The sequence below is a fragment of the Sinorhizobium americanum genome (assembly GCF_001651855.1).
Lineage (GTDB): Bacteria > Pseudomonadota > Alphaproteobacteria > Rhizobiales > Rhizobiaceae > Sinorhizobium > Sinorhizobium americanum.
In genome coordinates this window covers 1-25149 of the sequence record NZ_LNQC01000073.1, presented here as the reverse complement: position 1 = coordinate 25149, position 25149 = coordinate 1, and the positions used below count along the sequence as shown (strand labels likewise).

The 25149-nt window shown below is 58.0% G+C and carries 15 protein-coding genes and 8 pseudogenes; 21 read left to right on the top strand and 2 right to left on the bottom strand.

Annotated features, from left to right (window positions below; genetic code table 11):
- The first annotated feature begins 754 nt into the window (after positions 1–754).
- From ATC00_RS22035 to ATC00_RS34120, 11 genes are all read left to right on the top strand, one after another.
- The gene (locus ATC00_RS22035; RefSeq protein ID WP_064254444.1) at positions 755–958 is read left to right on the top strand and encodes a CCE_0567 family metalloprotein; all 204 of its coding nucleotides are present in this window, start codon (positions 755–757) and stop codon (positions 956–958) included.
- Positions 955–1272 carry a ferredoxin III, nif-specific gene (fdxB, locus tag ATC00_RS22030; protein ID WP_064254443.1) on the top strand — a complete coding sequence of 106 codons (318 nt, stop codon included), beginning with the start codon at positions 955–957 and terminating at the stop codon, positions 1270–1272. Before ATC00_RS22035 ends, fdxB begins: the two co-directional genes overlap by 4 nt.
- 27 nt (positions 1273–1299) lie before the next feature.
- On the top strand, positions 1300–1494 hold the full coding sequence (locus ATC00_RS33990; RefSeq protein WP_082912499.1) for an exopolysaccharide production repressor protein: 195 nt from the start codon (positions 1300–1302) through the stop codon (positions 1492–1494).
- A gap of 446 nt (positions 1495–1940) precedes the next feature.
- Complete coding sequence (locus ATC00_RS22025; RefSeq protein WP_064254442.1) at positions 1941–2954, top strand: 1-aminocyclopropane-1-carboxylate deaminase; 1014 nt, start codon at positions 1941–1943, stop codon at positions 2952–2954.
- Between the two features lie 1015 nt (positions 2955–3969).
- A complete protein-coding gene (locus tag ATC00_RS22020) occupies positions 3970–4668 on the top strand; it encodes a class I SAM-dependent DNA methyltransferase (protein WP_064254441.1) in 699 nt (232 codons plus the stop codon).
- Between the two features lie 428 nt (positions 4669–5096).
- Positions 5097–6680 (top strand): integrase catalytic domain-containing protein, encoded by a 1584-nt coding sequence (locus tag ATC00_RS22015; protein WP_064254440.1) that lies wholly within the window; start codon positions 5097–5099, stop codon positions 6678–6680.
- A gap of 541 nt (positions 6681–7221) precedes the next feature.
- Positions 7222–8166 carry a GHMP family kinase ATP-binding protein gene (locus ATC00_RS22010; protein WP_234782402.1) on the top strand — a complete coding sequence of 315 codons (945 nt, stop codon included), beginning with the start codon at positions 7222–7224 and terminating at the stop codon, positions 8164–8166.
- A gap of 10 nt (positions 8167–8176) precedes the next feature.
- Positions 8177–9232, top strand: a complete 1056-nt coding sequence (locus tag ATC00_RS22005) for a cysteine synthase family protein (protein ID WP_064254438.1) — start codon at positions 8177–8179, stop codon at positions 9230–9232.
- The gene (locus ATC00_RS22000) at positions 9232–11934 is read left to right on the top strand and encodes a lyase family protein (protein ID WP_064254437.1); all 2703 of its coding nucleotides are present in this window, start codon (positions 9232–9234) and stop codon (positions 11932–11934) included. The genes ATC00_RS22005 and ATC00_RS22000 overlap by 1 nt, the downstream gene beginning before the upstream one ends.
- Positions 11935–12208: 274 nt before the next feature.
- Positions 12209–12499 carry an IS66 family transposase gene (locus ATC00_RS33280; protein WP_064254436.1) on the top strand — a complete coding sequence of 97 codons (291 nt, stop codon included), beginning with the start codon at positions 12209–12211 and terminating at the stop codon, positions 12497–12499.
- Positions 12493–12591: a transposase domain-containing protein gene (locus ATC00_RS34120; protein WP_072642870.1), complete on the top strand. Its 99-nt coding sequence runs from the start codon at positions 12493–12495 to the stop codon at positions 12589–12591. Before ATC00_RS33280 ends, ATC00_RS34120 begins: the two co-directional genes overlap by 7 nt.
- A 915-nt stretch (positions 12592–13506) precedes the next feature.
- Here the strand turns inward: ATC00_RS34120 and ATC00_RS21985 are convergent.
- Positions 13507–15027: a M81 family metallopeptidase gene (locus tag ATC00_RS21985; protein WP_072642871.1), complete on the bottom strand. Its 1521-nt coding sequence runs from the start codon at positions 15025–15027 to the stop codon at positions 13507–13509.
- Positions 15028–16004: 977 nt separating this feature from the next.
- Between ATC00_RS21985 and ATC00_RS34115 the strand changes: the two are divergent.
- From ATC00_RS34115 to tnpC (ATC00_RS21975), 3 genes and pseudogenes are all read left to right on the top strand, one after another.
- A pseudogene (locus ATC00_RS34115) lies at positions 16005–16352 on the top strand (IS701 family transposase); the annotation flags it as partial.
- Between the two features lie 112 nt (positions 16353–16464).
- The gene (locus ATC00_RS21980; RefSeq protein ID WP_234782401.1) at positions 16465–17427 is read left to right on the top strand and encodes a helix-turn-helix transcriptional regulator; all 963 of its coding nucleotides are present in this window, start codon (positions 16465–16467) and stop codon (positions 17425–17427) included.
- 481 nt (positions 17428–17908) lie between these two features.
- Positions 17909–18735: pseudogene (gene tnpC, locus ATC00_RS21975) on the top strand (IS66 family transposase); the annotation flags it as partial.
- 262 nt (positions 18736–18997) lie between these two features.
- On the opposite strand, the pseudogene ATC00_RS31440 reads toward tnpC (ATC00_RS21975), so the two are convergent.
- Positions 18998–20058, bottom strand: a pseudogene (locus ATC00_RS31440) (IS110 family RNA-guided transposase).
- On the opposite strand from ATC00_RS31440, the pseudogene ATC00_RS21960 reads away from it, so the two are divergent.
- The 7 genes and pseudogenes from ATC00_RS21960 to tnpC (ATC00_RS34110) all read left to right on the top strand — a co-directional run.
- Positions 20003–20596, top strand: a pseudogene (locus tag ATC00_RS21960) (IS66 family transposase); the annotation flags it as partial. The pseudogenes ATC00_RS31440 and ATC00_RS21960 overlap by 56 nt on opposite strands.
- A 149-nt stretch (positions 20597–20745) precedes the next feature.
- Positions 20746–21462, top strand: coding sequence for a hypothetical protein (locus ATC00_RS33695; RefSeq protein ID WP_234782400.1), 717 nt, complete (start codon positions 20746–20748; stop codon positions 21460–21462).
- A gap of 13 nt (positions 21463–21475) precedes the next feature.
- On the top strand, positions 21476–21985 hold the full coding sequence (locus ATC00_RS33690; RefSeq protein WP_234782399.1) for a tyrosine-type recombinase/integrase: 510 nt from the start codon (positions 21476–21478) through the stop codon (positions 21983–21985).
- Positions 21982–22904: pseudogene (locus ATC00_RS21950) on the top strand (tyrosine-type recombinase/integrase). Before ATC00_RS33690 ends, ATC00_RS21950 begins: the two are co-directional and overlap by 4 nt.
- A pseudogene (locus tag ATC00_RS21945) lies at positions 22901–23902 on the top strand (tyrosine-type recombinase/integrase). Before ATC00_RS21950 ends, ATC00_RS21945 begins: the two co-directional pseudogenes overlap by 4 nt.
- Positions 23903–24019: 117 nt before the next feature.
- Positions 24020–24136: pseudogene (locus ATC00_RS31435) on the top strand (transposase domain-containing protein); the annotation flags it as partial.
- A gap of 104 nt (positions 24137–24240) precedes the next feature.
- Positions 24241–24918 (top strand): annotated as a pseudogene (gene tnpC / locus ATC00_RS34110) (IS66 family transposase); the annotation flags it as partial.
- Positions 24919–25149 lie beyond the last annotated feature (231 nt).

Below are 25149 nucleotides of genomic sequence, written 5' to 3'. Positions count from 1 at the left end.
ATCTTCGGCGTTTTCAAGCCGGGCCGGCGCGACCCGCGTCCGCGGAGAGTTCACCGGCCCGCGCATGCCGGCACTCTTTCTGGTCTTTTTGCGCCACGATCAAAGTCGTCGATCTGACGATGGCGCGGAATGGGCGAGCCGCAGTTGGACCGGTTTCGTCGTGAGGAGCCCCCCATGTCGTCCAGCTAGGAATTCAATCCGGAGGCGGACGAGGGGGAACAGGCCGTGCGCGGATGGAGCGGGCTTTGCAATTGGGGATGGCGAGATCCCGCCACCGCCTAAGGGTCCGGAAGGTCAAGAAACTCATGCTGTGGCATGAAGCGGACGATCATGCCGAGCCTCGCGGTAGCCAACGCAGTCATGGTGTCCATCTGCTCTTCCCTTAGCCCGAATGCATGTTGAGTTGTCCGTGCCCACGCTTTTTAGCGGGGCGAAGCGCGTGGATTCGTGTCCAAAACCTGACAGTGGCAGAAAACACGTCGGGCTCAATGTAACCCGCCATCTTGGCACATGGAGGTTTTTTACAGCGTAACCATGTGCTTACCGTGCGCTGCGCGCGCCTGGCACGGCTCTTGCTAATTGAGGTGCGGCAACAATCAGTGAAGGTTGGCCATGATGCGGAGGTGCTGTGGAGACTCGACATCTTCTACGCTGCCTTGGGGCGGAGGCCTGTACGTCGACGATGCGCCTGGAGCCGTTGAAGCGTACCCGACACGGTGCGGGCGTGATGAAACCAATTTTCGAGGACGGATGAATGTCAGAGCTTGAGGAGGTGAAGCAGAACGTCCGCAAGCTGCGGTCGTGTGCGGGAGCTGCGAAGATGGAATTGCACGACCTTGCCGAGGACCTCCCCGTCGATTGGACAGAGATCAAGGCGATTGCCGAGAAAACGTTCGCCGCCTTCGCCGAGTTGGACTCGGCCAAGAGAGATCTCGCTGCGTTGGAGAATTCGCGATGACGAGCGCTTTCGTCACCCGCGACGGCTCCACATGGATGCCGGAGTACCTCACCGCTATCGAGGGCACGACTTGCATCGGCTGCGGCCGTTGCTTCAAGATCTGCTCGCGCGAGGTCATGCACCTTTACGGCGTCGATGACGCGGGTGAAATCCTCGGCATCAGCAAGGGTCAAGACGACGATTTCGATGGCGAGCTCAATCGCATGGTTATGGTCGTCGATCATGCCGGCCGCTGCGTCGGCTGCGGAGCCTGCTCCCGCGTCTGCCCGAAGAACTGCCAGACCCATATTGCGGCCGACAAGGTCGTTGCATGATCTGGCGAACAAACCAGGAGAACGGCGTTGCCATTTAGAATCTTTTATCGCGTCCTGTTGCTGGTCCTGTGCAGCACCGCACTGAGTGTCTACTTCGCTTCTCATTCCATCCGCACAGTAGCCGTCACGACGCTGACTTGTTCGCTGCTCCTCCAGGTCGCCTATTTCGCAAGTGTGCTTTTTCTGATCTGGCGGTCTAGCTGCGCTAGCAGAGCTGGCTAAATGGCTAAGCATTTGGCAGTTGCAAGGAACTTGGATACTAACCCGTCGCACGATGATGAGGTCAGGAGTGAACCTTCAGACGTGGCCTCGTTCCGATGGGCGGCATATCGCTGCTCCGTTGAGGAGCGGTGACAAGATCAGAGCTCAAATTTGCGCCACGTAGATCAACCTTGAACATTGAGCGGATCGTGCATGGAATACTACGCTTGGTATGGTCGGAGACGACAGCATTCTGATCGTTCTAATCCCGGGAGATGCCGTTTCTCAGTTCGATAGCATTGGCAGTCTATCGCAGCCACGCCGTTGCTTGGTCTCGATGACGGACGAGCTGCAACTGGTAAGGGGCATTCCTGGAATATCGGGAGCGCAGCTAACCTACAATCAAACGCGCTCCTAAATATGACGCGTGCATAGAACCAGGTCCATCATGTGTAGCTGGAGAGAACATGCTCGAGAAGTTCGATCGTTATCAGCTCACCTTTGGACCCACGCCCATCGAGAAGCTCGAGCGCCTCGGCAAGCATCTAGGGGGAAAGGTGGAAATTTACGCTAAGCGTGAAGACTGCAACTCCGGTCTTGCGTTTGGCGGAAACAAGCTCCGCAAGCTCGAATACATCATCCCCGACGCGATCGCGTCAAATGCCGATACGCTTGTCTCGGTCGGAGGCGTGCAGTCCAACCACACGCGGATGGTCGCCGCAGTCGCCGCGAAGATCGGCATGAAATGTCTCTTGGTTCAGGAAAGCTGGGTACCACATGAGGATGCCGTCTACGACCGGGTCGGCAACATTCTCTTGAGCCGCATAATGGGGGCGGAGGTGCGCCTGGTCGCTGACAGCTTTGACATCGGCATCCGCCGCAGTTGGGAACAAGCACTCGATGAGGTCAGGTCAAGGGGCGGCAGGCCGTACGCGATACCGGCTGGGGCCTCAGTTCACAAATATGGCGGCCTCGGGTACGTGGGGTTCGCGGAGGAGGTGCGCGCCCAGGAGAAACAGCTTGGGTTTGCCTTCGACTACATCGTCGTTTGCACGGTTACGGGCTCCACGCACGCCGGCATGATCGTCGGATTCGCAAAGGACGGTCGACAGCACAAGGTGATCGGTATCGATGCCTCTGCCACTCCCGCCCAAACCAAAGCCCAGGTGATAAACATTGCCCGACATACTGCGAAGCTCGTCGGGCTTGGCACTGAAATCGTCGAGGATGGCGTGGTGTTGCTCGAGAAGTACGCCTCCCCGTGTTATGGTATTCCGTCCGAGGAAACCAAGGATGCCATGCGTCTGTGCGCGCAGTTTGAGGGCATTATTACCGATCCCGTCTATGAGGGCAAATCGATGCAAGGGATGATCGACCTCGTCCAAACGAGCTTCTTTCCAGTGGGATCGAGGATCCTCTACGCGCATCTAGGCGGGGCCCCCGCGATCAACGGCTACGGCTACACCTTTCGCAACGGCTGACGCTCGACAGATTACGATTTCCCGGTCCTGCCGTGCTGGCGATGCGCTTAAAGCTCGCTCCGAGGGTCAGCTCAATCGAGGAGGCTTGATCTGACCCCGTTGAAATAATCAATTTTGAAGTAAGCTCTGGTCTATTGTGAGGTGCTCTCCCTGTTAGGGTTCCCCGAAAGCGGAACTCCGGGGCTGATCGCTTACAGGGCTGTAGCCGCCGATGAGCCTTTGGTAGGCTAAACAAGTCTATGCACGTAACTGCCCAAGGAGATCGTGTTTGGAGACGTGACGGGGCAATTGCGATTCCGCGACGGCATCGATTTCGCCGCGACGTTCGCCCGCGCGGCGGCTAGGCTGATGAATTGAGAGATCGCGGTACAAGGTCGAAATCGGCCTTCTTGAAGCACAAATCTATCTTTTTCAACATCTTGCGATCACATCGCCGAATGGTCTCTCTCATCGGACTGGCACAATCGCGGGGCCGCTCGCCGCCACTGCTGACAAGATGTCGTTCCACCAACACTGCTTTCTGGTTTGTCGGATACGCTACACGGTGAGTCTCCGGGACCGGCTTTCTGCTGTATTCTCATGTAACCAATTTAGATAATAGTTATCTTTTCTGCGGCTCGTTGCGGCGCAACTGGCACGACTCTTGAGTCTGCGGCATTGCGTTTAGCATGATTCGCTCGATATCGGCCTCTGCCGCGGCTCAACGTGTCTGAAAAGGGGGCCGTGCCACATGATTGTAACGGACCTCATGATAGGCTGTCTGCCTGTGATAGGCTGTCTGATCCCAACGAATCAGCTCCGGCTGCAACACTATGGCTCGTGCCAGGGCCAGCTGGTGCCCCGAGGCATGTGTGGTATTTGCGATGGCATTTCTTGGGCGGATCTCAATCGAAGCGGAGTACTTCAACCAAGCCAAAGTAAAGGCGAAGCAATTTGATGATGCAGCAGAAGGTAAATGGCCGCCAGAGCCGCCGCGAAAGGCCACCAATTCCATCTGTCCTACAGGAGATAACACATGGACACCGTTGATCAACATAGCCCACTTAGACAAGCTGCGCTAAAGCGGATCAAGGCTTCACATGCACTCGGCGGTGATGCCGATTGTTTGGCGCAATACTATCGCAAATGGGCCGATTCCTACGAGCTGGACGTCGATCACGAATGTTACCGCGGCCCCTCAATCGTGGCGGAATTGGCGGGAGCAGTGCAGGCGGCCCATATCGGCAGAGAGCGAGCAGCCACGGCAATCCTGGATGCTGGCTGCGGTACAGGCTTAGTTGGCATTCAACTGGAGCATCTCGGGTTCCGCTTGATCGATGGCTTCGATCTCTCCGAGGCGATGGCCGAGATGGCGCGCGAAACTGGCGTCTACCGCAACGTCGATCACGACATTGATTTAAACCGGCCCCTCTCGAACTACTTGAGCGCGAGCTATGATATGACCGTCTGCTGCGGCGTCTTCACCCTCGGGCATGTCCACCCGCATGCACTTCGCGAGCTGGCGCGGGTCACCCGTCCGAACGGGTTCGTGATCGCAAGTTCCTGCAAGACTTACGCTGGGACAATGCCGTTCGAAGATGAGGTGATGTGTCTACAGGAGGCCGGCGTCCTCACTCAGGAACAGCGTCTGAACGACGGTAGGTTCCTCGGGGAGGAGGACGCAGATTACTGGACTTTGCGAGTGCTCAAGAAGCCGGCGAAGCAGCAACAATGACCTGCGTTTTGCAGGCTCTGCGGGAGCCCGCGCTTCAGGCCGTGCACCCACCGTGGCCCGCTCTTCACGACGCTAGCGCAGTCACGACAGGAGCCTCTGGCTGCAACGAGGGGTGTTTACATGCCAGAGCATACCACGACGGCTGTGTTGGCCGGTTTGGGGTAGTCGACGGTCTGACAGCGGCAGCAGCGTTCCACACGGAAGACGCGGATCGTCATTGGAGAGCCTTCAGACCGGCGCTGACGTGACGCTCAGACACGCTCTCGCGCCGCAATTACTGCCCTCGATCGCTCGCATTGCCCAAATGCATGGCCTCGGCTGTCGGGCGAAATGAAAAACTAACCGCATTGCCTCAAGCAAAATGTTACCGATAGTGTTGATGCTCCCGATGGGATGGTCACGGCTCGCTATCCCGGCTCGGGGGATGGATGGCACGGCGGATCAGCATGGTGACACGGACGGAATTGGTTGAGGCGCTCATCGAGCGATATCGATCGAGCTGCCGGTTGGACAAGCGAAGGATTCTAGATGAGTTCGTCGCAGTTACCGGATATCACCGTAAGCATGCGATCCGAGTACTCCGCCATAGGGAGACCGGACCGCCTTGCGCCCGGCAATATGTCGTCCAGTATGGCCCCGAGGTTCGGGAAGCGCTGGTAGCTCTATGGGAAGCGTCCGATCGTCTCTGCTCGAAACGTCTGAAGCCGCTGATCCCGATCTTACTGCCAGCCCTTGAGCGTCACGGCCGGCTCGATTTGAGCAGCGAGCTCCGCGACAAACTGCTGACGGTCAGTGCCACAACGATGGATCGGCTGCTGTCGGAGGTACGTGTGGTGGCTCGCGGTGGCCAGCGTCGCCGTGCCGGAATGAGTTCCGCGGTTCGCCGGTCGGTCCCGGTGCGCACCTTCGGGGACTGGAACGATCCTCTGCCCGGTTTCGTCGAGGTCGACTTCGTGGCTCATTCGGGGAGCTCTTCATCCGGCAGTTTCGCGCAGACGATGGTGCTGACCGATATCGCTACGGGCTGGACCGAGTGCGTGCCGGTGCGGACGCGCGAAAGCGGTCTCGTGATCGCTGCCCTCAAGCAGGCTTGCTCGCTGTTTCCCTTTCCGCTGCTGGGTGTTGACTTCGACAACGACAGCGCCTTCATGAATGAACTGGTGGTCTGCTGGTGCCGTGCCCAGGGATTGGAAGTAACCCGCTCCCGAGCTTACCGGAAGAATGACCAGGCTTGGGTCGAGCAGAAGAACGGCGCGATCGTGCGACGGCTGGTCGGTTATGGAAGGCTCGTCGGCGCGGACGCGACGGTTGCCCTTGGCCGTCTCTACGGTGTGGTACGTCTCTACGGCAATCTGTTCCAGCCTTCGTTCAAGCTGCGAGAGAAGACACGGATCGGCGCCCGTGTCATCAAACGCTACCATCCGCCCGTGCCGCCGATAGCGCGGGTGCTGGCCCATTCCGGTGTGGCCGAGGCCGACAAGGATCGGCTGCAGGCGATGCTGGAAAGGGAAGATCCGGTGATGCTGTTTGTGGGGATCCGTGCCGCCCAGGAGGAGCTCGGAAAGCGGGTCGATCGCCGCGGCTTGAATGCGGGGCCCGAACAACCGGTTGCCATCGATCTAGGCCGATTTACCGCGAGTCTGAAGACGGCCTGGCAGGCTGGAGAGAAACGGCCGACACATCGGCGGCCATATCGACGGACCAAGCCTTACCCGAAAAGGGCGACCATGCTGGAACCATTCGAGCCCCAGATTCGGGCGTGGCTTGAGGTGGATCCGGCGCTCTCGGCAACCTTGGTCCTGCAGCGTCTAATAAGCGCCGATCCGTCACGCTTCACGGAAAAAAGCCTGCGGACGGTGCAGATGGCCGTCAAGGCTTGGCGTATGGAAATAGCCGGGCAGATCATACTCGATGGCGACTGGATGAAGCGCGCGCCGTTCTCTTCTCCCGCCGCGGCAGGAGAAGAGAACGGCCATCTCAGCGCACAAAACTTCGGTAACATTCCTGGATGAGGCAATAGGAGGGGTCAAATCTTCGCTTCGCTTGACATCGGCTACAGGCGTGGACGACGCAGTGATCGACGGGGCATCGGTCGCGGGTGACCCGCACCTGTACGTGCGCCCAAGGGGTCGCGTCGAACGGCGAGATAGATACCAGTTCACGCAAACAGGATCACTTTCTGCACAGCGTTCTTGATCCTCCGAAATTCGTTGAAACGCTCCATGCCACGCCGACGTCAAACAGTGCAACAGAACCTATAAGTAATTTCACAGAATGTTTGCGACGTAAATTCGCTGACAATGCTACGTTCACCCAAAGTCTGAGGTCGGCACCTAGCGTCCTAGGTACTTGAAAGTATCTCAGCTGAAACGCGAGTCCATTGTCCGATGATCCGGTTTCTCGTCTCGTAGCGGCAATCACACTTTAATGTATTGACGGTGAAGTGATATGGCGATCCGAAATTTTACCGATTCTGTCGGCCCTACGGGAAGCGGGGCGAATACGTCGAGAGATCTTCTCGAAGCGGCTGCCGATGAAGTTTGGAGGCCATACATGCTTCACCAGACGTTCGATGGCGCAGAAGCGGCCGAGATCGCTGCGAACGGGCAGCAGCCAAAGGTTCATTCTAGTGAAGCTCTTTGTTGTGGCACATTCGGCGAGTTGCTGCAAGGCCAGCTACCGAGCGGCTCCGTTCCCGGGGACCCACACTTCCTGGTCACGATGCCCATCGCGGTCTTTGCGCGAGCTCACTTCATACCGATTGCAGGCACACGATCCGTGACCGTTTATCCGTCACATAAACTCAAAGCAAAACAGCTGGCTGAGAATCTCGTGGTTGCGCTCGGCGCCTCAGGAGGCATCCTCCTTTTGCAATCTGAGCTCCCCGAAGGCAAAGGTTTGGCGAGTTCGTCTGCGGATCTTGTTGCGGCTGCACGATCGATCGCCCGCTGCTTTAAGCGTACAGTCCGGACATCATTCGTCGAGAAGCTAATGGCGGAGATCGAGCCATCCGACGGGGTGATGTACCCAGGAGTGGTCGCATATCAGCAGCGAGCATGTAGCCTTCTCTCCTTCCTTGGGCAAATGCCGCCGCTTGCAATCGTTGGTATCGATGAAGGAGGGACGGTCGAAACCGTCGACTATGATCAACGGCGAGGTGAAATCTCCGCCAGTCACAGAGCAGAGTATCAAATATTACTCGACCACGCACGGATAGCAATTCCGCGGGGCGACACGGCCGCAATAGGCAGGATCGCTACGGCCAGTGCGCGTCTGCATCAAGAGCGGGTCCCAAAGGAGCATCTGAACTCGATGCTGAAAGCATCCGAGGCCACTGACGCTCTCGGGGTCATAGTCGCGCACAGCGGCACAATGATTGGGATCCTGCTTGATCGAATGGCGGCTGACTTTCCACGGAAGCTTAGGTCCTTGCTCGCCCATGTATCGCCCCTCGACAACTCGCCAAAAATATATCTGACCATGACCGGCTGCCGGTGAGGTAAGCAATATGGACGCTGTTCGCAAACGCCTGCCATTTTCCGGCTATTCTGACGCATATGCTCTCCCCAGCATTATTAGGTGTGAGCCAAACCTTTATCTGGCGCAGTTCGCGTTCATGAAGCTTCTGCCCGCGAAGTACATTATTGACCAAGCGCTGGCTCGAAAAACTCTGACGGATGGCATGAAAGTTCTCGAGACCTCGAGCGGAACCTTCGCGCTGGGGTTGGCCGTAGTTTGCCGGGAACGTGGATTCGAGCTCGAAATCTTCACAGACCCAGTGATGGACAAGGGCCTAGAAAACAGGCTGAGCTCCTTGGGAGCCGAAGTCTTCATAATAACCGCAAAGGCGGAGCAGGGTGGCTATCAAAGAAGCCGCCTAGATGCATTGCACGCTAGGATGAGACAGTTGGGGCACTCCTGTTTCTGGCCCCGGCAATACGAAACACCAGACAACCCTGCAGCCTATAAGCTCTTCGCCGATCAAATATGGCGGATGCTGGACGCCGACGTAACTTTGGTCGGTTCTGTGGGGTCAGGCGGCTCTACTTGTGGAACGATAGAGGGCCTCCGTCAAAAAGCTCCTGGCGCGCGCCTGATTGGAGTGGACACCTTCAATAGCGTCATTTTTGGCCAACAGGATGGCGAACGCAACCTGCGGGGGCTGGGGAACAGTCTTGTGCCCAAGAACGTGAAGCATGAACTGTATGACGAAGTGCATCTCATCTCGGCTTCGCTCGCATTTTCTGCGACGCGACTCCTCCACGAGCGGCACGCCGTCTTCGCCGGTCCGACGTCCGGAGCGAGCTACATCGTGGGACGGTGGCGCGCTCGGCGATATCCAGAAGAGACCGTAGTAGTCATTTGCCCGGATGAAGGCCACCGCTACGTCGAGGCTGTATACGACCGCGAGTGGCTCAAGCAGTACGGATCTTTAAATGAAGCCGACGTGCTGGATGAGCCGGCGACCGAAAATCATCCGTCGGTAGCTCTCCCACCCTGGAACCGATATCTTTGGAAGCGGAAAACCCGGGAAGCTGTCTTAAACGATTTGGAGCAAGTTTGATGAGCCGAGGTAGCTTCCTTTTCGTAGAAAGCAACACGACGGGCACTGGCGAACTATTTTTGAAGCGGGCCCGAGCTTTAGGCTTTGAACCGTATCTCGTGGTACGCAATCGAGCGCGCTATCCGTTTTTAGAAGACTCCGCGGCGCCTCAAGTGATCGAAGCTGAAACTCGCAATTCAGATGACGTTATCGAAGTGGCCAGCAAAATAGCAAGGCTGAAGGGAATATACTCATCGTCCGATTATTTCGTGGAAACTGCGTCACGTGCCGCGACGGCAATGGGATTACCAGCTGCAAATCCTGAGGCCATATCGACATGCCGAAATAAATGGAAACAAGCACTCCAGTTGCAGCGAGAATCAATCGCAATTCCTGCAACTCGGCTGGCCGCATCCGTCACTGACGTCGAGAACATTCTTACGCAAGTCGCTCTGCCCGTGGTGGTGAAACCAGTCTCCGGAAGCGGTAGTAGCGGCGTGCGACTGTGCGATAGTGCCACAGCCGCCATTAAAGCGTTTGAAAGCGCAAAGAACGCACTGTTGGATCAAGTGGAGCTGACCAGTCCCGAGATCCTCGTTCAGCAATACGTGGAGGGGAAAGAATACTCTGCGGAGTTAATTGCCTATGATGGTGCGCTACACTGCCTTGGAATCCTTGCCAAGCACAAAGGACCGATCCCCAGCTTTATTGAAATAGGGCATGACTTCCCGGCCGCGCTTCCGCAGTCGTCTCTCAAGGACCTGGCTTCTTTTGCTGCGGGCGCGGCATCGGCTCTGGGCTTGGAGTTCGGACCGGCTCATGTGGAGTTCGTCATAACGGAGGCGGGGCCTGTCATCATCGAGGTCAATCCCAGGCTGGCTGGAGGAATGATTCCAGTCATGCTTTCACATGCCTTGGGTACGTCAGTTCTGGATACGGTGATCAAACTTTACGCAGGGGAGGCATTCGCGCCTCTCGGGGCTAGCACGAGGGCGGGAGCCATTCGTTTCTGCCTCACGGATAAGCCTGGCGAGCTCAAACGCCTGAGCTTTTCTCGAAGTGCAGACGAGACAGTGCCGGAGGCGGGTCTGCTGAAATCTGAAGGGGAGGAACTTCAAATAAGTGGCGATTTTAGAGACCGAGTAGCCTACGCCATAGGGATCGCAGATGAACTCAATGCCGCCACCATGGCAGCTGAACGGATGATCGATTCGATTGTGATCGATATCGAGGCGGCTGCCTGCGAAGCGGACAACGACAAAGTCGCTGGGTCAAGCCAGAGCAAGTGGAACCTGCATCCCGACGCGATGAAGTTGCTCGCTCCGCCGATCCAAATCGCGCGTGACGGTCGCCTTCTGCGGCACCAAGCGTCCATAGACCAAGCACATCTAGTGATGCTCGCGGACCAGGGCTTGGTCAGCCAAGCAGTGGCTGCCGATCTCCTCAAGCACATCTTAGCCCTCCAAGACGAGGGCTTTCAATCTTTGGATGGCCGGGATGCTCCGCGCGGTGTCTATCTGGCCTATGAGGCAGAACTTACCGCGAGAGCTGGTCCCGAAAAGGCTGGCTGGCTGCACCTTGCGAGGTCTCGCAACGACTTGAACGCGACAATTTCCCTCCTTGTGCTGCGGGAAACTGCGTGTTCCATCTCGCAACAGATAGGAACTGCACAAGATGCCCTACTTCAGCGGGTGGAGGAAGCATCGAGACTAGTGGCTCCGTTGTACAGTCAGTATCAGATCGCACTCCCCGGATCGCCGGGGCACTACCTGCTTGGCGTCTTCTTCGCTTTGTCGCGCGAGCGCCAGCGCCTCCATTGGCTCCTGGAGGACATCAGGAATTGCCCTATGGGGGCTTGTGCCGGCGGAGGCACCAGCATGCCCATAGATCCCACGAAGACAGCAAATCTTCTGGGATTCGAACTGCCGTCATTCAACTCGCTTGATACTGTTGCAAGCCGTGACCATCACCTGCAAGCGCTTTCGCTTTTCGCTGGTGTTTCGATTTTGCTCAGCCGTGTGGCCCAAGACCTGCAGGTGTGGACAACGCGGGAGTTCGCGCTTATCGATGTTCCTGACAATCTTGCTGGCGGCTCTTCCATGCTGCCCCAAAAGAAGAACCCGTTTTTGCTTGAACACATCAAGGGGTCGGCAAGCACCGTCATTGGCGCGTATATTTCCGCAGCAACGGCAACCTGCAAAGCACCTTTCAGCAACGCCATCGAGGTAAGCAACTACGGCTGCTCTTCACTAGGCCCAGCAGAAGAAGCGCTAAATCGCGGCATAATCCTAACGTCGCTAATCGTGAAGTACTTGTCTTTTAACGTTCGGCCGATGCGCCAAAATCTGGAAGACGGCTCATCGATGACGGTCGTCGCCGCTGAACGTATGGCGTCGCAAGGTGTTCCTTTTAGAAGGGCTCACACATTAGTTGGCGACATCGCGAAGGGCGTATCGCAGAAGAGTAGCGCAGCGGAGTCGCGAAGCGAGTTGGCCAGCCACCTCGCTGGTGTGGTGCCGGCCACTCTTGAAGAGTGCAGAGATGCTCTGCAGTTCGGAGGCGGACCCGGCAAAAGATCAGTAGATGACCAAATCTTCGCGGCAAGAACACTTTTTCGGAACACGCAGCTGCAATGCGCGGACATACGGGCACATTGGGCTCGCGCTGAGATGCACCGCAAACAGCTGGTGCAAGAACTCATTGATAGGAACCGGACTGCCTGATGTGCAGGTTGGGACATCCAATGGCCGGCAGTCAAGTCTTGCCTCATCATCGTCATGGCTGGCAAGCCGCTGGAGGCGTTCAGCGCCCCGTCCGCTGATGACGCTGATGCCCCGCACCGCTGCGGCACGCGACCTGATGCTCGTTTCGCAAGCATCGCTGTCGCAGGGCGTAGTGGTAATACTGGCAGCGTCACCACATGCCATTTGTGATTTTTCGTGGAATGAGAACCCTGGCGGTGATCGCCGCTACTGCCGAGACCTACCGGACCGAGGAATGTATCCGCGCATAAGCGCCGAGCAGCGCCTGTCGGTGCGTAAGGCCATGGCGGCACTGAGGGCGCGGCTGGATCGAATGAGGTCTCGGCCAAGTTCGCCGCTCGGCAAGGCCATCGATGACACGCTGGCGCATTGGCATGCGCTGATCGCCTTCCTCGAGGACGGATGGACCGAAGTCGATCGCAACGTTGTCGAGCGTGCGCTTAAACCAGTTTGCCTGACGAGGAAGAATAGAAGAATAGCCTCTTTGCAGGATCCGCTCGTGGTGGCGAGACATGGGCGGTGCTAGCACTGGTCAACTCGGCACGGCTCAATGGTCTCGGTCCCGAAACCTGGCTCGCCGACGTGCTCGAGCAGATCGTCTCGGGTTCCATCCGGTAAATCGGTCAATCGGCCCGACGAGCTCTTGCCGTGGTATTGGAAGGCAGGCCGGGAAGCACGGTGCCAACTGGAGCGTGTGGCGACATACTCGCCGCCCGCCGCCGCCCGCCGCCGCTCGGCCCGCCGCGGGTCCTCGGTTGCGCCTTCGCGCCCGATGCTGGACGATGCGGCCTTCGAGACGTTCCTGCAAAAGCAGCGGCCGTATCCGCCGGTCTTCGGCAAGTATGGGCTCGACGGCACCACCCTCATCGGGCCCCGCTTCATCGACCCGCGCCGGAGCGGGCTTGCCGAAACGCCGGAAACGTGGCGCCCGCGCTTTGGCGGCGCAACGACGGTTCGTTCGAGCCCATCCACTGGTCGACTGCCTTCCTGCTCGCTACCGGCTATGCCATAAGGCTCTGGCGGCCCGTTCTCCGGAGTTATGCCGCAACCGGCGACAACATCGCCCCGACCCGGGACACAACAGGGGTGAACTCCCGTCTCACGACGCGGGCGTCGCCGCCGTGCAAAGGCGATCGTCGCCATCCGCTTCATGCCCAAGCGGGTCGAAGCGGCCCGCGTCTGAATTCTGAAACCTGCCTCTGTAAAGCAAGGATAGCTGTGCGGTGCTCGTGACGCTTACGATCGACGGTGATCGGATCGCGGCCGTGATCCAGCGGCGCCAGCCTCTGTATCGCCGCCCATGGCTTCCTGGTCTCTCTGAGGGAGACGATCCTCCCTCAACTCCAACTCGCGCCCAAGGGCTGCCAAACACCTGGTCTTACCGACGGTTATCGACCCAGCGGATCCTCCGATCCGAACAGAGCGGCACGTCCCGACCTCGATCCCAACGCTGGCGACGCCTGACTGTGACTGTGGCCCTAGCCCGTCGTCTGCAACGATGTCCGTGCTGCATAAGGCAATGGACAGTCCGCGTCAGGGTCGGAATTTGTTTTGAGAACGTCCCTTTCGATCAAGCACCCGTGGTGCAATAATCGGATCAGCGCTAACGTCGACGTCAGGCCAAGTGCGCGCCCGATTCTTCTTGAAAACACCCGGTAAATAGAATGCGAGTCCGGGGCTAGCAATATACAAAGAAGTAGCAAAACCGTTGAAGTTGGCATTGAAGTGATACTGAGACTTGACTACAACAAAGTCCTGCTCTCTAATACGAACCCCGTGAAATTCGAATATATTGGGGTCGCTGATGAAGCCAGGTTTCGATGTGGCGATAATTTGTAAGCGATTGTCGATTTCAATAAGAGCCGTGTCGCCCATCGCCGCTGACTCGCCGCCAAAATTCGGGCCGATAAGTTTGACGTCTTCGTGATTGATAACCTTCACGACGCCAACGATATCGAACGGCTCAAATTGTGGAGTCAACTTGCCACCGAGCCGCATCGCGAGGGTGGCTCCCGCGCCGGCGGTATGCGCCTGTGCAACGGTTTCGGGATCGTGCACAGTCATAGCGCCTTTGAGGATGGGCTGATAATTCATCGCCGCCTGAAGGATCAAAGTACTGTCGCCAGGTGCGCCAGCAAGTGTCCGATCTCCAAGGTCGGCCAAGGCTTTGGGTAATCGCTCCGGCCTTTCTGCCACCGCATCGAGTGCCTCCTCAATGGTCAGAAGGTCATCATTGAATTCGTCACGTCGCGCCCAAAATTCTTGGGCAAATTCGTAGACGAGTTCTTCAGATTGGGGATAGCGTCCGTTGCTCAGCAATACCGCTGCTTGGCCCATATCCGTAAAGTCGCCGAAACGATAGGCGTTGTAAAGGCTGATATCGACGATCGCCGGTGTTGACTGCTCCAACGTCCGAGCGCGCGCGTGCAGTTGCTTTAGTGGATCCAGATGTGTCTCCAGCTTGCCGGGCGCGATCATGCGCGCCTTGGCGAGCGTGTAAACCGGATCAAGCCTGCCATCAAGCACCTCGAAGACCAATTCGACGACACGTTTGCCAGTGTCGTGATAGTCGTCGTGCGGATTATGTTTGCAGGCGATGCAAATGTCTGCGGCTGACAGCATGCTTGGCGTTATGTTGGCGTGAAGGTCCAGTCCGACGCCAATTACAACGTTCTCTCCTGCGATGGTTCGCATATGGGCGAGGAAGTCACCTTCGACGTCGTCAAGCTCCGTTGTTCCCATTGCTCCGTGGAGGTCGATTATGAGCGCATCAGGGCTCAAGTTATTGACCTGCTCTTCCCAAAAACGCCGTTGGTCAAGGTAGAAGACATGATTGATCGGGCCGCTCGGCGCGATCATCGAGTCCGAGATCGGCAAGAGCTCAACGTCGGTCCGCTCCGTCAACGCGTCTACAATGCCGCCAAGCGTTGTGCCATTTCCCCTCGCGTCCTGAATCAATTTATCTCCGCGCACGACCGTGATGCTTTCCGACATCGTCGGGCGTGCGTAGGCGTGGGATTCATGGAATAGCCGCCCGACTGCAATTCTTGTCAATTCCGCCTCCACCTTCGCCTAGTCAATGCAGAAATAAGACCTCTGCCTGAGCTTGCCGAATTGCCGGGTATAGCGCGACAATCGGGCAGAGGTTGCCACATCTGATGAGAATCTACGTGACAGATGTTTACTATCGACGGGACTCAGCCATTTGATACAACATCCAACATCGAGTCCACCAGAGTTCTAGATTTGACCGCGCAAACCCGAAAAAGCTGTTCAGCACTAGGCAAAGCCTTTCGTTGCCGGATTGACCGGGGGCCCCGTGGACGAAACCACCGTCGGAGGGCGATATCCCCGGCCCTGAGCTCGAAGCCGCGACAAAGGGACACAGACTTGCGCGCAGCTCCTTGCTGTGCAGTTGCATTTGGACACCATCGCCGTCGTCACGTGTTTCAGGCGTCGTTATCTCCCGGTCGGTGCGTGTGGAACTGGCTCAGTTCTAAAGGGTTCGCGCGGATGTCGATACTACGGCATCTGGTAGTTGACGTACATTGCCGGCGAGCAGAGTCAACCAATCAGTTCGCCCACCCGATGCAGCCGCGCCAGAGTGACCGCACCCCGTCGCAATGCGCTCGGCCGACTTCCAGCGCAGGGCGTACAAGCCGAGCTTCTCGGCCGCTCCGGAGAGATCTTCGGCGGCAGGAGGTTACTGGATCCCAGTCGACTGGCTCGCGACCAGCCAGCGGATCCTCTTCGAGGGCATGGATGTAAGTTCAGAACCTGCGGACCGTAGCGCTTCTGTTTGCCCGCGGGCGGCAATGTTTTGATGGCGGCGAACTTCACCTGCAGCCAGGTCGTCTCGTCCTGATCGACGGTAATGCGATGACGTCCCGCCCAGGGCGCCGGAAGTTGGGTAAAGACGCGATGAGCAGCATCGTGGGGGGCAGCATCGGCAGGCCGCTCGCCCGCCTGTTCGTCTGCCCCGCACGAGGAAGCTCGTGCCAGGTCCTGCGCGGTGCAATAGAGCTACGACCTTGAAAGCTCCCGCGGCTGCCATCAAAGCGCGATGGGTCTGCGAGCAGGCCCATCAGTAGATGAAGGAAGAACTCGGTCTCGACCACTTCGAGGGTCGATCATGGCAAGGTCTGCATCGACACGCACTGATGACCATGATCGCGTATGCCTTCCTGCAACATCAACCCCTACACAAGGCAAAGCGGGAAAAAAAGGAAGAGACACGGCCCGCCTAAACCGACACTGCCAGCCATCCGACGCGCGGTCGTAAACGCGCTTTTACCACCGGCAGCTCCAGAGCGATGTCCACACTGCCGAATTCGCTTCCGAACGCTAAAAGAAATTCTGCCAAAGTAGTGCTCGGCTAAGACTAGCACTCGGCTCCCGAAGCTGCAATTCATGTGTATTTCGTATGTTACACCCGTATAAAGCTGGCGAAGCACAAATTTATGTTTAAATAACCCTTAAAGCAGAAACCGGGTGGTAGAACTTTCGCGGATGGCGGCCGGCAAAGAACCACGTGCAGTGCCGCAATCTTATCCGGCCGCTTGTGCGCCGGTGACAATAGCCGGTGCGAATGGCTGCGGAGCAGAGACTATGGAACGCTCGCCGATACCTGCCGCCGCTCAAGTTCGAGGACCGGCAATCGAAGTATCCGACCGGTCTTCTTTGGCTCGCTCGATGAATTTTCCCAACGGAACCAGTGGGGCGTTTGCGGTAGAGTTCGGCCGATTTCTAGAGCAGACCGATGGCGTCGCTCAATCTGAGCAGTTGTTCGATCTATTATGTACTTTTGCACTAAATTTTGATTGTCGGTGGATCGCTTATGGCTCGCTTACTCCTGAACCACGAATCTTGAAGCCGGTCCGATTCGATTCAGCGGTCATGCTGAATTACCCTGTCGAATGGCAGGAGCGCTATCTAAAAATGCGTTATGACAGGATAGACCCGATCATCAAGAGGAGTCGGAAGCGCGCAGGCGCCTTTCAATGGAGTGAGGTGTACGACGACGCAAGCACGACTAACCAAGAACGACGCGTTTTCGATGAGGCTGCGACGTTCGGCTTAAGGTCAGGCATTAGCGTTCCGTTGCATGACCCCAATGGAAGTATCGCGATCATGAGCTTCGCTTTCCCTAAGGACCGCGAATTCCAAGATAGAACCGGCACATACTTGGAACTTGCTGCATTTCATTTCCATGTAAGATTGACAAAATTAGCAAGTTTGGATGGGGCCGATGAAGCTCCCGACCTTTCATCAAGAGAAAAAGAGTGTATACTCTGGGCGGCGAAAGGTAAATCGTCGTGGGAAGTGGGAACAATTCTTGGAATATCCGAAAATACCGTAAATTTCCACATTAAAAACGCGATGAGAAAACTGGACACCGGCAGCAGAACGACCGCAGCTATAAAAGCCATAACCTTTGGAATTATCGACGTTTAAAGACAGACCGACTGATATGGCATCGACCCGGGGAAAGTTTCGGCTTTCGTGGCAGGCCATCCGTTACGAAGGTTGACTCTCCGAGTGTCCGCGGAGGGCGGTCGCTGCAACATTTAACGTCAGGCCAACCAGAGAACAACGGCCGGCCGAGCGAATCCGAAGAAGCTATTCCGGCCAAGGCGTCGAAGAGGTCGGCGCCGGGACCAGCCCTTGCAGATCAGGTAACGGCCCATATCACACGGCCTCGGCTGAGCAATCAGCTTCAACCAGATCAGGTCTGTCCTCAAGCCTTTCAACGGGCGTTTTCGGTCTCTTCCGGTTGTTAGGTGCACCCAGCCATCCAGTAAAAGCGGTATTTGACGCCTGCACCAATTAGCCAAGGGTCCAGCTTGGCCTTGTATATTACCCCTCAGACCGGCGCCGGCCACTTTGACGGTAAAGTCTGGTTCCAAGGTAAGCGGCAAGCAGACCCCGTCTGGCGGAGGGGGTGACGCAGATCCTGAAAGCCTTCGATCGCGCCCGCTTCGGCCGCCGATCGGAAAAGCTCGGCTCCCCAAGCACCGACGACGAGCAGCAGGCCTTTGTCTTCGAGGAAATCGAGACCGGCATCGCCGCGATCCGGGCACAGGTCAACAAGGGCCGCGAGCGTCCGGATGGCAAACGTCCGCCGCGGCCACGCAAGGGCTTCGCACCCCATCTGGAGCGGGTCGAAGTCGTCATCGAGCCGGAGGAGCTGCCGGAGCACGCTGGCAAGCAGAAGGTGCTGATCGGCGAGGACGTCTCGGAGCGGCTGGATGTCATGCCGGCGAAGTTCCGCGTCATCGTCACGCGCCGCCCGAAGTATGCCTTTAAAAACGAGGACGGCGTCATCCAGGCACCGGCGCCGGCACACATCATCGAAGGCGGCATTCCGACGGAAGCACTTCTGGCCCAGATCGCCGTCTCCAAATATGCCGATGGCCTGCCGCTCTACCGACAGGAGGCGATCTACCCCGCGACAAGGTCGACCTCGACCGCAAGCTGATGGCGCAATGGATGGGCAAGCTCGGCTTTGAGCTGGAGATCCTTGCCGACTACCTCTTTGATGAGATCAAGAAGGGGGAGCGGATCTTCGCCGACGAAACCACCTTGCCGACACTCGCTCCCGGCTCCGGATCGACGAAGACAGCCTATCTATGGGCCTATGCCAGGGATGACCGACCATTTGGCGGCAGCCCGCCCATGGTCGTCTACCGCTTGGAGGACAGTCGGGCCGGCAAGTGCGTCGCACGGCATCTCAAGGGCTACCGCGGCATCCTGCAAGTCGACGTGTGTGGACGCCCCGGTAAATGCAAGCAAAATCTTACTTCGGTACAGGCATGTGGTCGGGTTCTGACGTGTGTCCGGCCTCAAAAAGCGACTTCCACACGTCGCGGGCCCTTATGGAATACGTGGATCAGATCCAACTCGGCTACGCGTGCTCTGAGCACTCATCGACTTAATGGTTCTTCTGATCCTGTCTCTGACCGATTGCCCATAATCCTCCGTTAGACCTTACACACTTCCGACGTCTCGCGACTTCTGGAGCTGCTTACGCAGTGCCAGGCGCCGGAGCATGGTAGACGCCGCCGCGAGCCATCAAAGCCCAAGCGGTCCGCGCCAATTTGTTTGCCAAGGCAACTGCAACAAGCTTCAGCGGTTTCTTCGAAAGCATTCTTGCCAACCAAGAACCGGCCGGCACTCCGTATCGTCTTGCCCAACGGACAACGGCGGTTGCACTAAGGACAAGTAGACGACGAAGATCACGCTGGCCCATCTTGGAGACGTTGCCGAGGCGGTCTTTGCCGCCGGAAGAGCTTTGTTTAGGCGTGAGCCCAATCCCATGCTGCAAAATCGCGCCCTTTGGAAAAGGTCTCGGCCGATGGCGCCAACGCCTCGATAGCCGTGGCGCAAATCGCGCCGACGCCAGGGATGGTCATCAGTCGCGAAGCGACCTCATCTTGTCGGGCACGTGTGCGTAGCTCCTTCTCCAGCACGGCAATCTGTTCCGAGAGAAACACGACCTGGTCCAGCAATCCGTTGCACAGCACCCTCGCCACTTCAGGCAAATCAGGTTGTCGCGATCTGCTCGCGCAGGAGCGGAATGTATTTTATCCCCTGGGGAACGATCAGCCCATACTCCATAAGATGCCCGCGCAATGCATTGATTGTTTGCGTGCGCTGACGGACGAGCAGGTCACGAACCTTGAATGCCATGGAGGCTGCTTGTTTCTCGGCACTTTTGACACTCACGAACCGCATCGTCGGTCGCGACGCCGCTTCTGCAATGGCTTCAGCGTCGGCAGCATAGTTCTTTTGGCGTTTAACGAAGGGCTTCACGTAGGACGGGTTAATCAGCCTGATCTCATGGCCCAGCTTGCCGATCTCCCGTCCCCAATAATGGGCGCTGGCGCAGGCTTCCATTGCGACGACACAAATGGGAAGGTTGGCAAAGAACGCAAGCAATCTTCCGCGGTTCAACTTCTTGCGCAGAGCAACTCTTCCGTCGGGGCCAGCGCCGTGAATCTGGAACACGTTCTTTGCCAGATCCAAGCCGATGTTGCTAATCTCATTCTTGGACGTCCTCCTTGCAGGTCCTAAGCACACCCGCATTCTGGCACAATTGATGCCGTCGGGGGGCGTCCACTCCACCGGCTATGCCGCCTATAACAAGCTGATCCGCTCCGATCGTGGCAATGACGGCGTCACATTGGCTGGCTGCTGGTCACACAGTCGGCGCAAGTTCTATGAGCTGCATGTCGCGGAAAGCTCGAAGATCGCAACGACGACGGTCGAGCGGATGGCGAAGCTCTGGCAGGTCGAGGAGACCATCCGCGGCAAAAGCCCTGACGCCCGTGTCGCGGCGCGTCAGCAAACCTCTGCGGCGGTCGTCGCCGAGTTCTTCGCCCTCTGGCAGAAGACCCTGCCGCGGGTCTCCGGCAAATCGAAGCTGGCTGAGGCGCTCCGCTATGCCATCTCGCGGCGCGCCAAATTCGAGCGCTTCCTGACCGATGGCCGCATCGAGCTAGACTCCAACATCGTCGAGTGAGCAATCAGGCCCCAGGCGATTACGAGAAAGAACTCACTCTTCGCCAGCAGCGACGGCGGCGGAAGGAGCTGGGCGACCATCGCGACGCTGCTGCAGACGGCATTATGCCGCGCGCGGCATAAGGCGCTTTATGCCGATCGTCGAACTATGCCGATCAAGCAAGCTTTGCCAACGTTTTCGGTAGCACAGCGGTAGCCTAATCGGCATGGCGTAGGGTCTCTCCGTCGCAATTGACGCGAAGGAGAGGACGCATGAACGCAAGTGACTATTTGAAGCGCAGCGCCCTATATCGGAAGCTGATCCACGGTCCGTATCGGGAGTTTGCGCGCGTTTACGCCGCCAAGATGTCGAACGAAGGCCTGGGTAGGCGATGCACTTGGCGGTCGCTGAGCCTGTTTCGAGACCTGATGGACTGGCACGTCGGCGATGGACATGATCCGCAGGATTTAAGCGAAGGTCATGTCGACCGTTTTCTTGAGCATCGTTTCAAACATTGGAGTCCCGACACGGGCGACCGATCGGCGCTCCGACGCTTGCTTTCAGCGCTACGGCAAGAGGGCTTAATACCGGCCGCCCTGCCGGTTGAGCGCACGGAGCACGAGCAGATTGTCGGAGTATTCGCGGCATACCTGTCGAATGAGAGAGGGCTTGCCGCCTCGACGGTGGGAAGCCACAAGCTTCTGTCACATCGATTTCTGCTGGAGGTCTGCCCTACCGGCGCAGATGGATTTGTAGCGCTCACCCCGGAGATCGTCATCGGTTATGTCGAGCGACATGCGCTCGATGGCTCCGCCGACAGTGGCAAAGCAATGTGCGGAGTGGTGCGTGCCTTCCTGCGCTACTTGCATTTGAAGGGCTTTATTTCCACGGCGTTGGCCGATTGCGTGCCGTCCATCCGTCGGGCGACTTGCCGGTCTTCCAACATTCCTGCCGCCGGAGAAGATCCAGAAGGTTCTCGATGCCTGTGATCGGACGACGGCAATGGGTTATCGGGACTATGCGGTTCTGATGATCCTGGCCAAGCTCGGTTTGCGCGCCAGCGAAGTTGCCACCCTCAATCTTGACGATATCGACTGGCAGTCGGGCACGATCCTCGTGCACGGTAAGGGGCGGCGGCAAGCAATTATGCCGCTACGTCACGACGTCGGAACAGCTATCGCGACTTATATTCGGCATGAGCGGCCAGCTTCAGCGTGCCGTCGACTATTTCTGAGGACGCTCGCTCCGCACGTCGGTTTTGCCTCCGGTTGTGCTATCACCATGATCGCCAAGCAAGCACTCGACCGGGCCGGCATTGACGGCTATGCGCATCACGGCGCCCATCTTTTCCGCCACAGCCTCGCGACCGACCTTTTGCGGTCGGGCGCCAGCTTTGCCGAGATCGGCCAACTGCTCCGCCATCGAAGCATCGACAGTACAAGGATCTATGCCAAGCTCGATGTTGAGAAGCTGCGTGAACTGAGCCTGCCGTGGCCGGGACGTGCCCAATGAGCCGGCTTCGCACTGCGCTCAACCGCTATGTCGGCATGCGCCAAGGGCTGGGATACAAATATGACGGTCCGGCACGACGGTTGTCGGAGTTCGTCGCTTTCATGGAAGCCCGCGGCGCCGAGACAATCACGACTGAGCTGGCAATGGAGTGGGTGACGTTGATGGGCCGGCAGCCGAGTTGGTCCATCCGCCTGGCGATGTGCGCTGTTTTGCCCAGCACCTCACTCATTTCGATCCTCTGACGGAAGTGCCACCAAGCGACGCTGTGCCGCCGGCACGGCGGACAAGGCCCTACATCTACAGCGACATTGAGATTCAGGCGCTTCTGGCGGCGGCCCTGTCGCTGCCGCCGGCCAACGCTCTTCGACGCTGGACATATCATTGTCTGTTCGGACTGATAGCGGTCGCTGGACTGCGCCATTCCGAAGCGCTCGGCCTGCTCCGGGCCGATGTCGATCTCGACCAGGGCATTCTCACCATCCGAGAGACAAAGTTCGGCAAGTCACGGCTGGTCCCGCTGCATGCCACGACAATCGCTGTCCTGTCAGACTATGCCGCCCGACGCGATGCACACCTTGGTACGCCACGCAGTCCCTATTTCTTCGTCGCCGAACGGGGCGGCAGATTGCTGCATCAATACGTGCACCGCGTGTTCTGGCGACTATCCCGCCAAATCGGATTGCGGCAGGAGGGGAATCGCGAAGGCCCACGGATTCATGATCTCCGTCACCGTTTCGCCGTCCAGACCCTGATCAACTGGCATCGCGCTGGCGAAGATGTGGAACGCGAACTGCCGGTTCTCTCGACCTTCTTCGGCCATGCCAATGATCGCGACACCTACTGGTATCTGTCCGCCGCGCCGGAACTGATGAACCATGCGGTGCGGCGATTGGATAAGCGCTGGGAGGTTCGGTCATGAGGCGCACGAACGACCTACCCGTGCTGATCGAACGGTGGTTCACAGATCGGCTCATGAAGCATCGAGGTGTAAGTTCCAACACCATTGCCTCCTAACGCGACACCTTCAGGCTCCTGTTTGCATTCGCACAGACGCGCCTTGGGAGGTCCCCATCTCAGTTGACACTGCGGGATCTGGACGCCCCTTTCATCGGCGCATTCCTGGAGGACCTTGAGACGAAGAGAGCCGCTTCGGTGAGGACCCGGAATCTCCGCCTCACGGCAATTCGCTCCTTCTTCCGATATGCGGCGTTCGAGGAGCCCACACATAGCGCCCACATTCAACGTGTGCTCGCGATCCCCAGCAAGCGATGTGACAAGCGGCAGCTTCAGTTTCTAACCAGGCCCGAGATCGAAGCGATCCTGGACTGCACGGATCGAAGCACGTGGTTGGGACGCCGCGATTACACACTGCTATTGCTGGCCGCGCAAACGGGGCTGCGGGTCTCGGAGATCATCGATCTTGACCGAGACTCGATAATGCTCGGCCAGGGTGCGCATGTGCAATGCGTCGGCAAGGGCCGCAAAGAGCGAAGTACGCCGCTCACCAAGGTTGCACAGCAAGCCCTCCGGCGTTGGCTCAAGGAACCAGGGAAGCGAGGCGCAACGGCTCTCTTTCCGAATATGCACGGTGGCAGGCTCAGCGCCGACGGCGTGCAGGCACTGTTGAACAAATATGTCGCCAAAGCGCGCGAGCACTGCGTCTCCCTTCGCTCAAAGCGGGTATCGCCCCATGTCTTGCGGCACAGCGCTGCCATGGAGTTGCTACAGGCGGGCGTCGACTGCTCGGTCATTGCCCTGTGGCTGGGCCATGAGGCGATGGAAACGACACTGACCTATCTTCATGCACATCTTGAACTGAAGGAATCCGCACTCGCAAAGCTGAAGCCGTACGAACGCGCCAAGACCGAGCGATTTCGACCAAACGACCGGCTTCTGGAATTCCTGAACGCCCTCTGAGCATGAGAACTATGCCGAGTGTCAACCACCGCTTCCCGGCCGAACTGGCCGGGAACGCGCGGCGTACCGTCCCCGTCAGAAGAGGCGTTCGGCATAGTTCGACGGTCGGCATAAATGGCAAAAATGAACAACGTTGATCCGCTCGCCTGGCTCACCCAAACGCTCGAGCGCATCGCCAGTGGCTGGCCGAGCAGCGAAATCGACGCGCTGATGCCGTGGAACTACACCCGCTGAACGGCCTCAGCTTGCCGCTTACGTTCCAAGAAAAGCTTCTTGACATCGAAGTTGACCCTAGTGCCGGAACAGCATGTAGTCGAAGCAGACATGCAGCGCGGCGCCACCCGCAGACCTTCCTCGACGATTACCGCGGCATCTTGATGAGCCACGGCTATTCCGCCGGGTGCACGCTTGGAGGGCGCGATCCGCCTTGGATGTATGGCCCATTCGAGACGACGTTTTGTCAATGCTCTCAATACGAGGAACAAACCCGGCGCGCCGCCGGAGCAGGCGCTCCGGTTCTTCGAACAGCTCTATCGGGTTGAAAGGCAGGCAGGGGACAAGAAGCAGGAGCACGGCGAGACGCAGGCCGACAGCATTCGCGGCTTCCCCAGCAACACAGCGTACCCATCCTGAATGCCCTCAAGACATGGCTCGACGAAATCGCCCCGAAGGTCTTGCCGGACAGCAAGCTCGGCGATGCAGTCTCCTATACCCTGAACCAATGGGAATATTTGACGCGCTACGCCGAAGACGGCAGCATGCCGATCGACAACAACCTTCTCGAACAGGATATCAGAGTTTTTGCCACCGGCAGGAAGAGTTGGCTCTTCAGCGATACCGCCGATGGAGCCAAGGCCAGCGCCGTCATTTACAGCCTCATGCTGACCTGCCGCGCCTCACACGTCGAGCCATTAGCGTGGTTGCGCCACGTCCTCACCGTATGGCCTTGACGCACCGAAGATGCAGATATCACCGACCTGCTGCCCTTCAACTTCCCCAAAGCCTCACCGGCCTGATCAAACCGGATGCCTTCCCATTAGCACACATTCCGTCGATATCGCGGGCGTCAACGTGCAGGAAAATGAGCGTTTACGTCAGTTTCTCATTGACGAGCAATGCGATTCCGTAATGATCGAGCGCATTTGGCCGACGAGGTAAAGCGAAACCGCTAGCTAGTGCCCATCCATAAACGCCTGTTTTTCTGCGGTTTTGCAAGGTTGTTTGCCGGCTGACATCGTTTCTTGGGA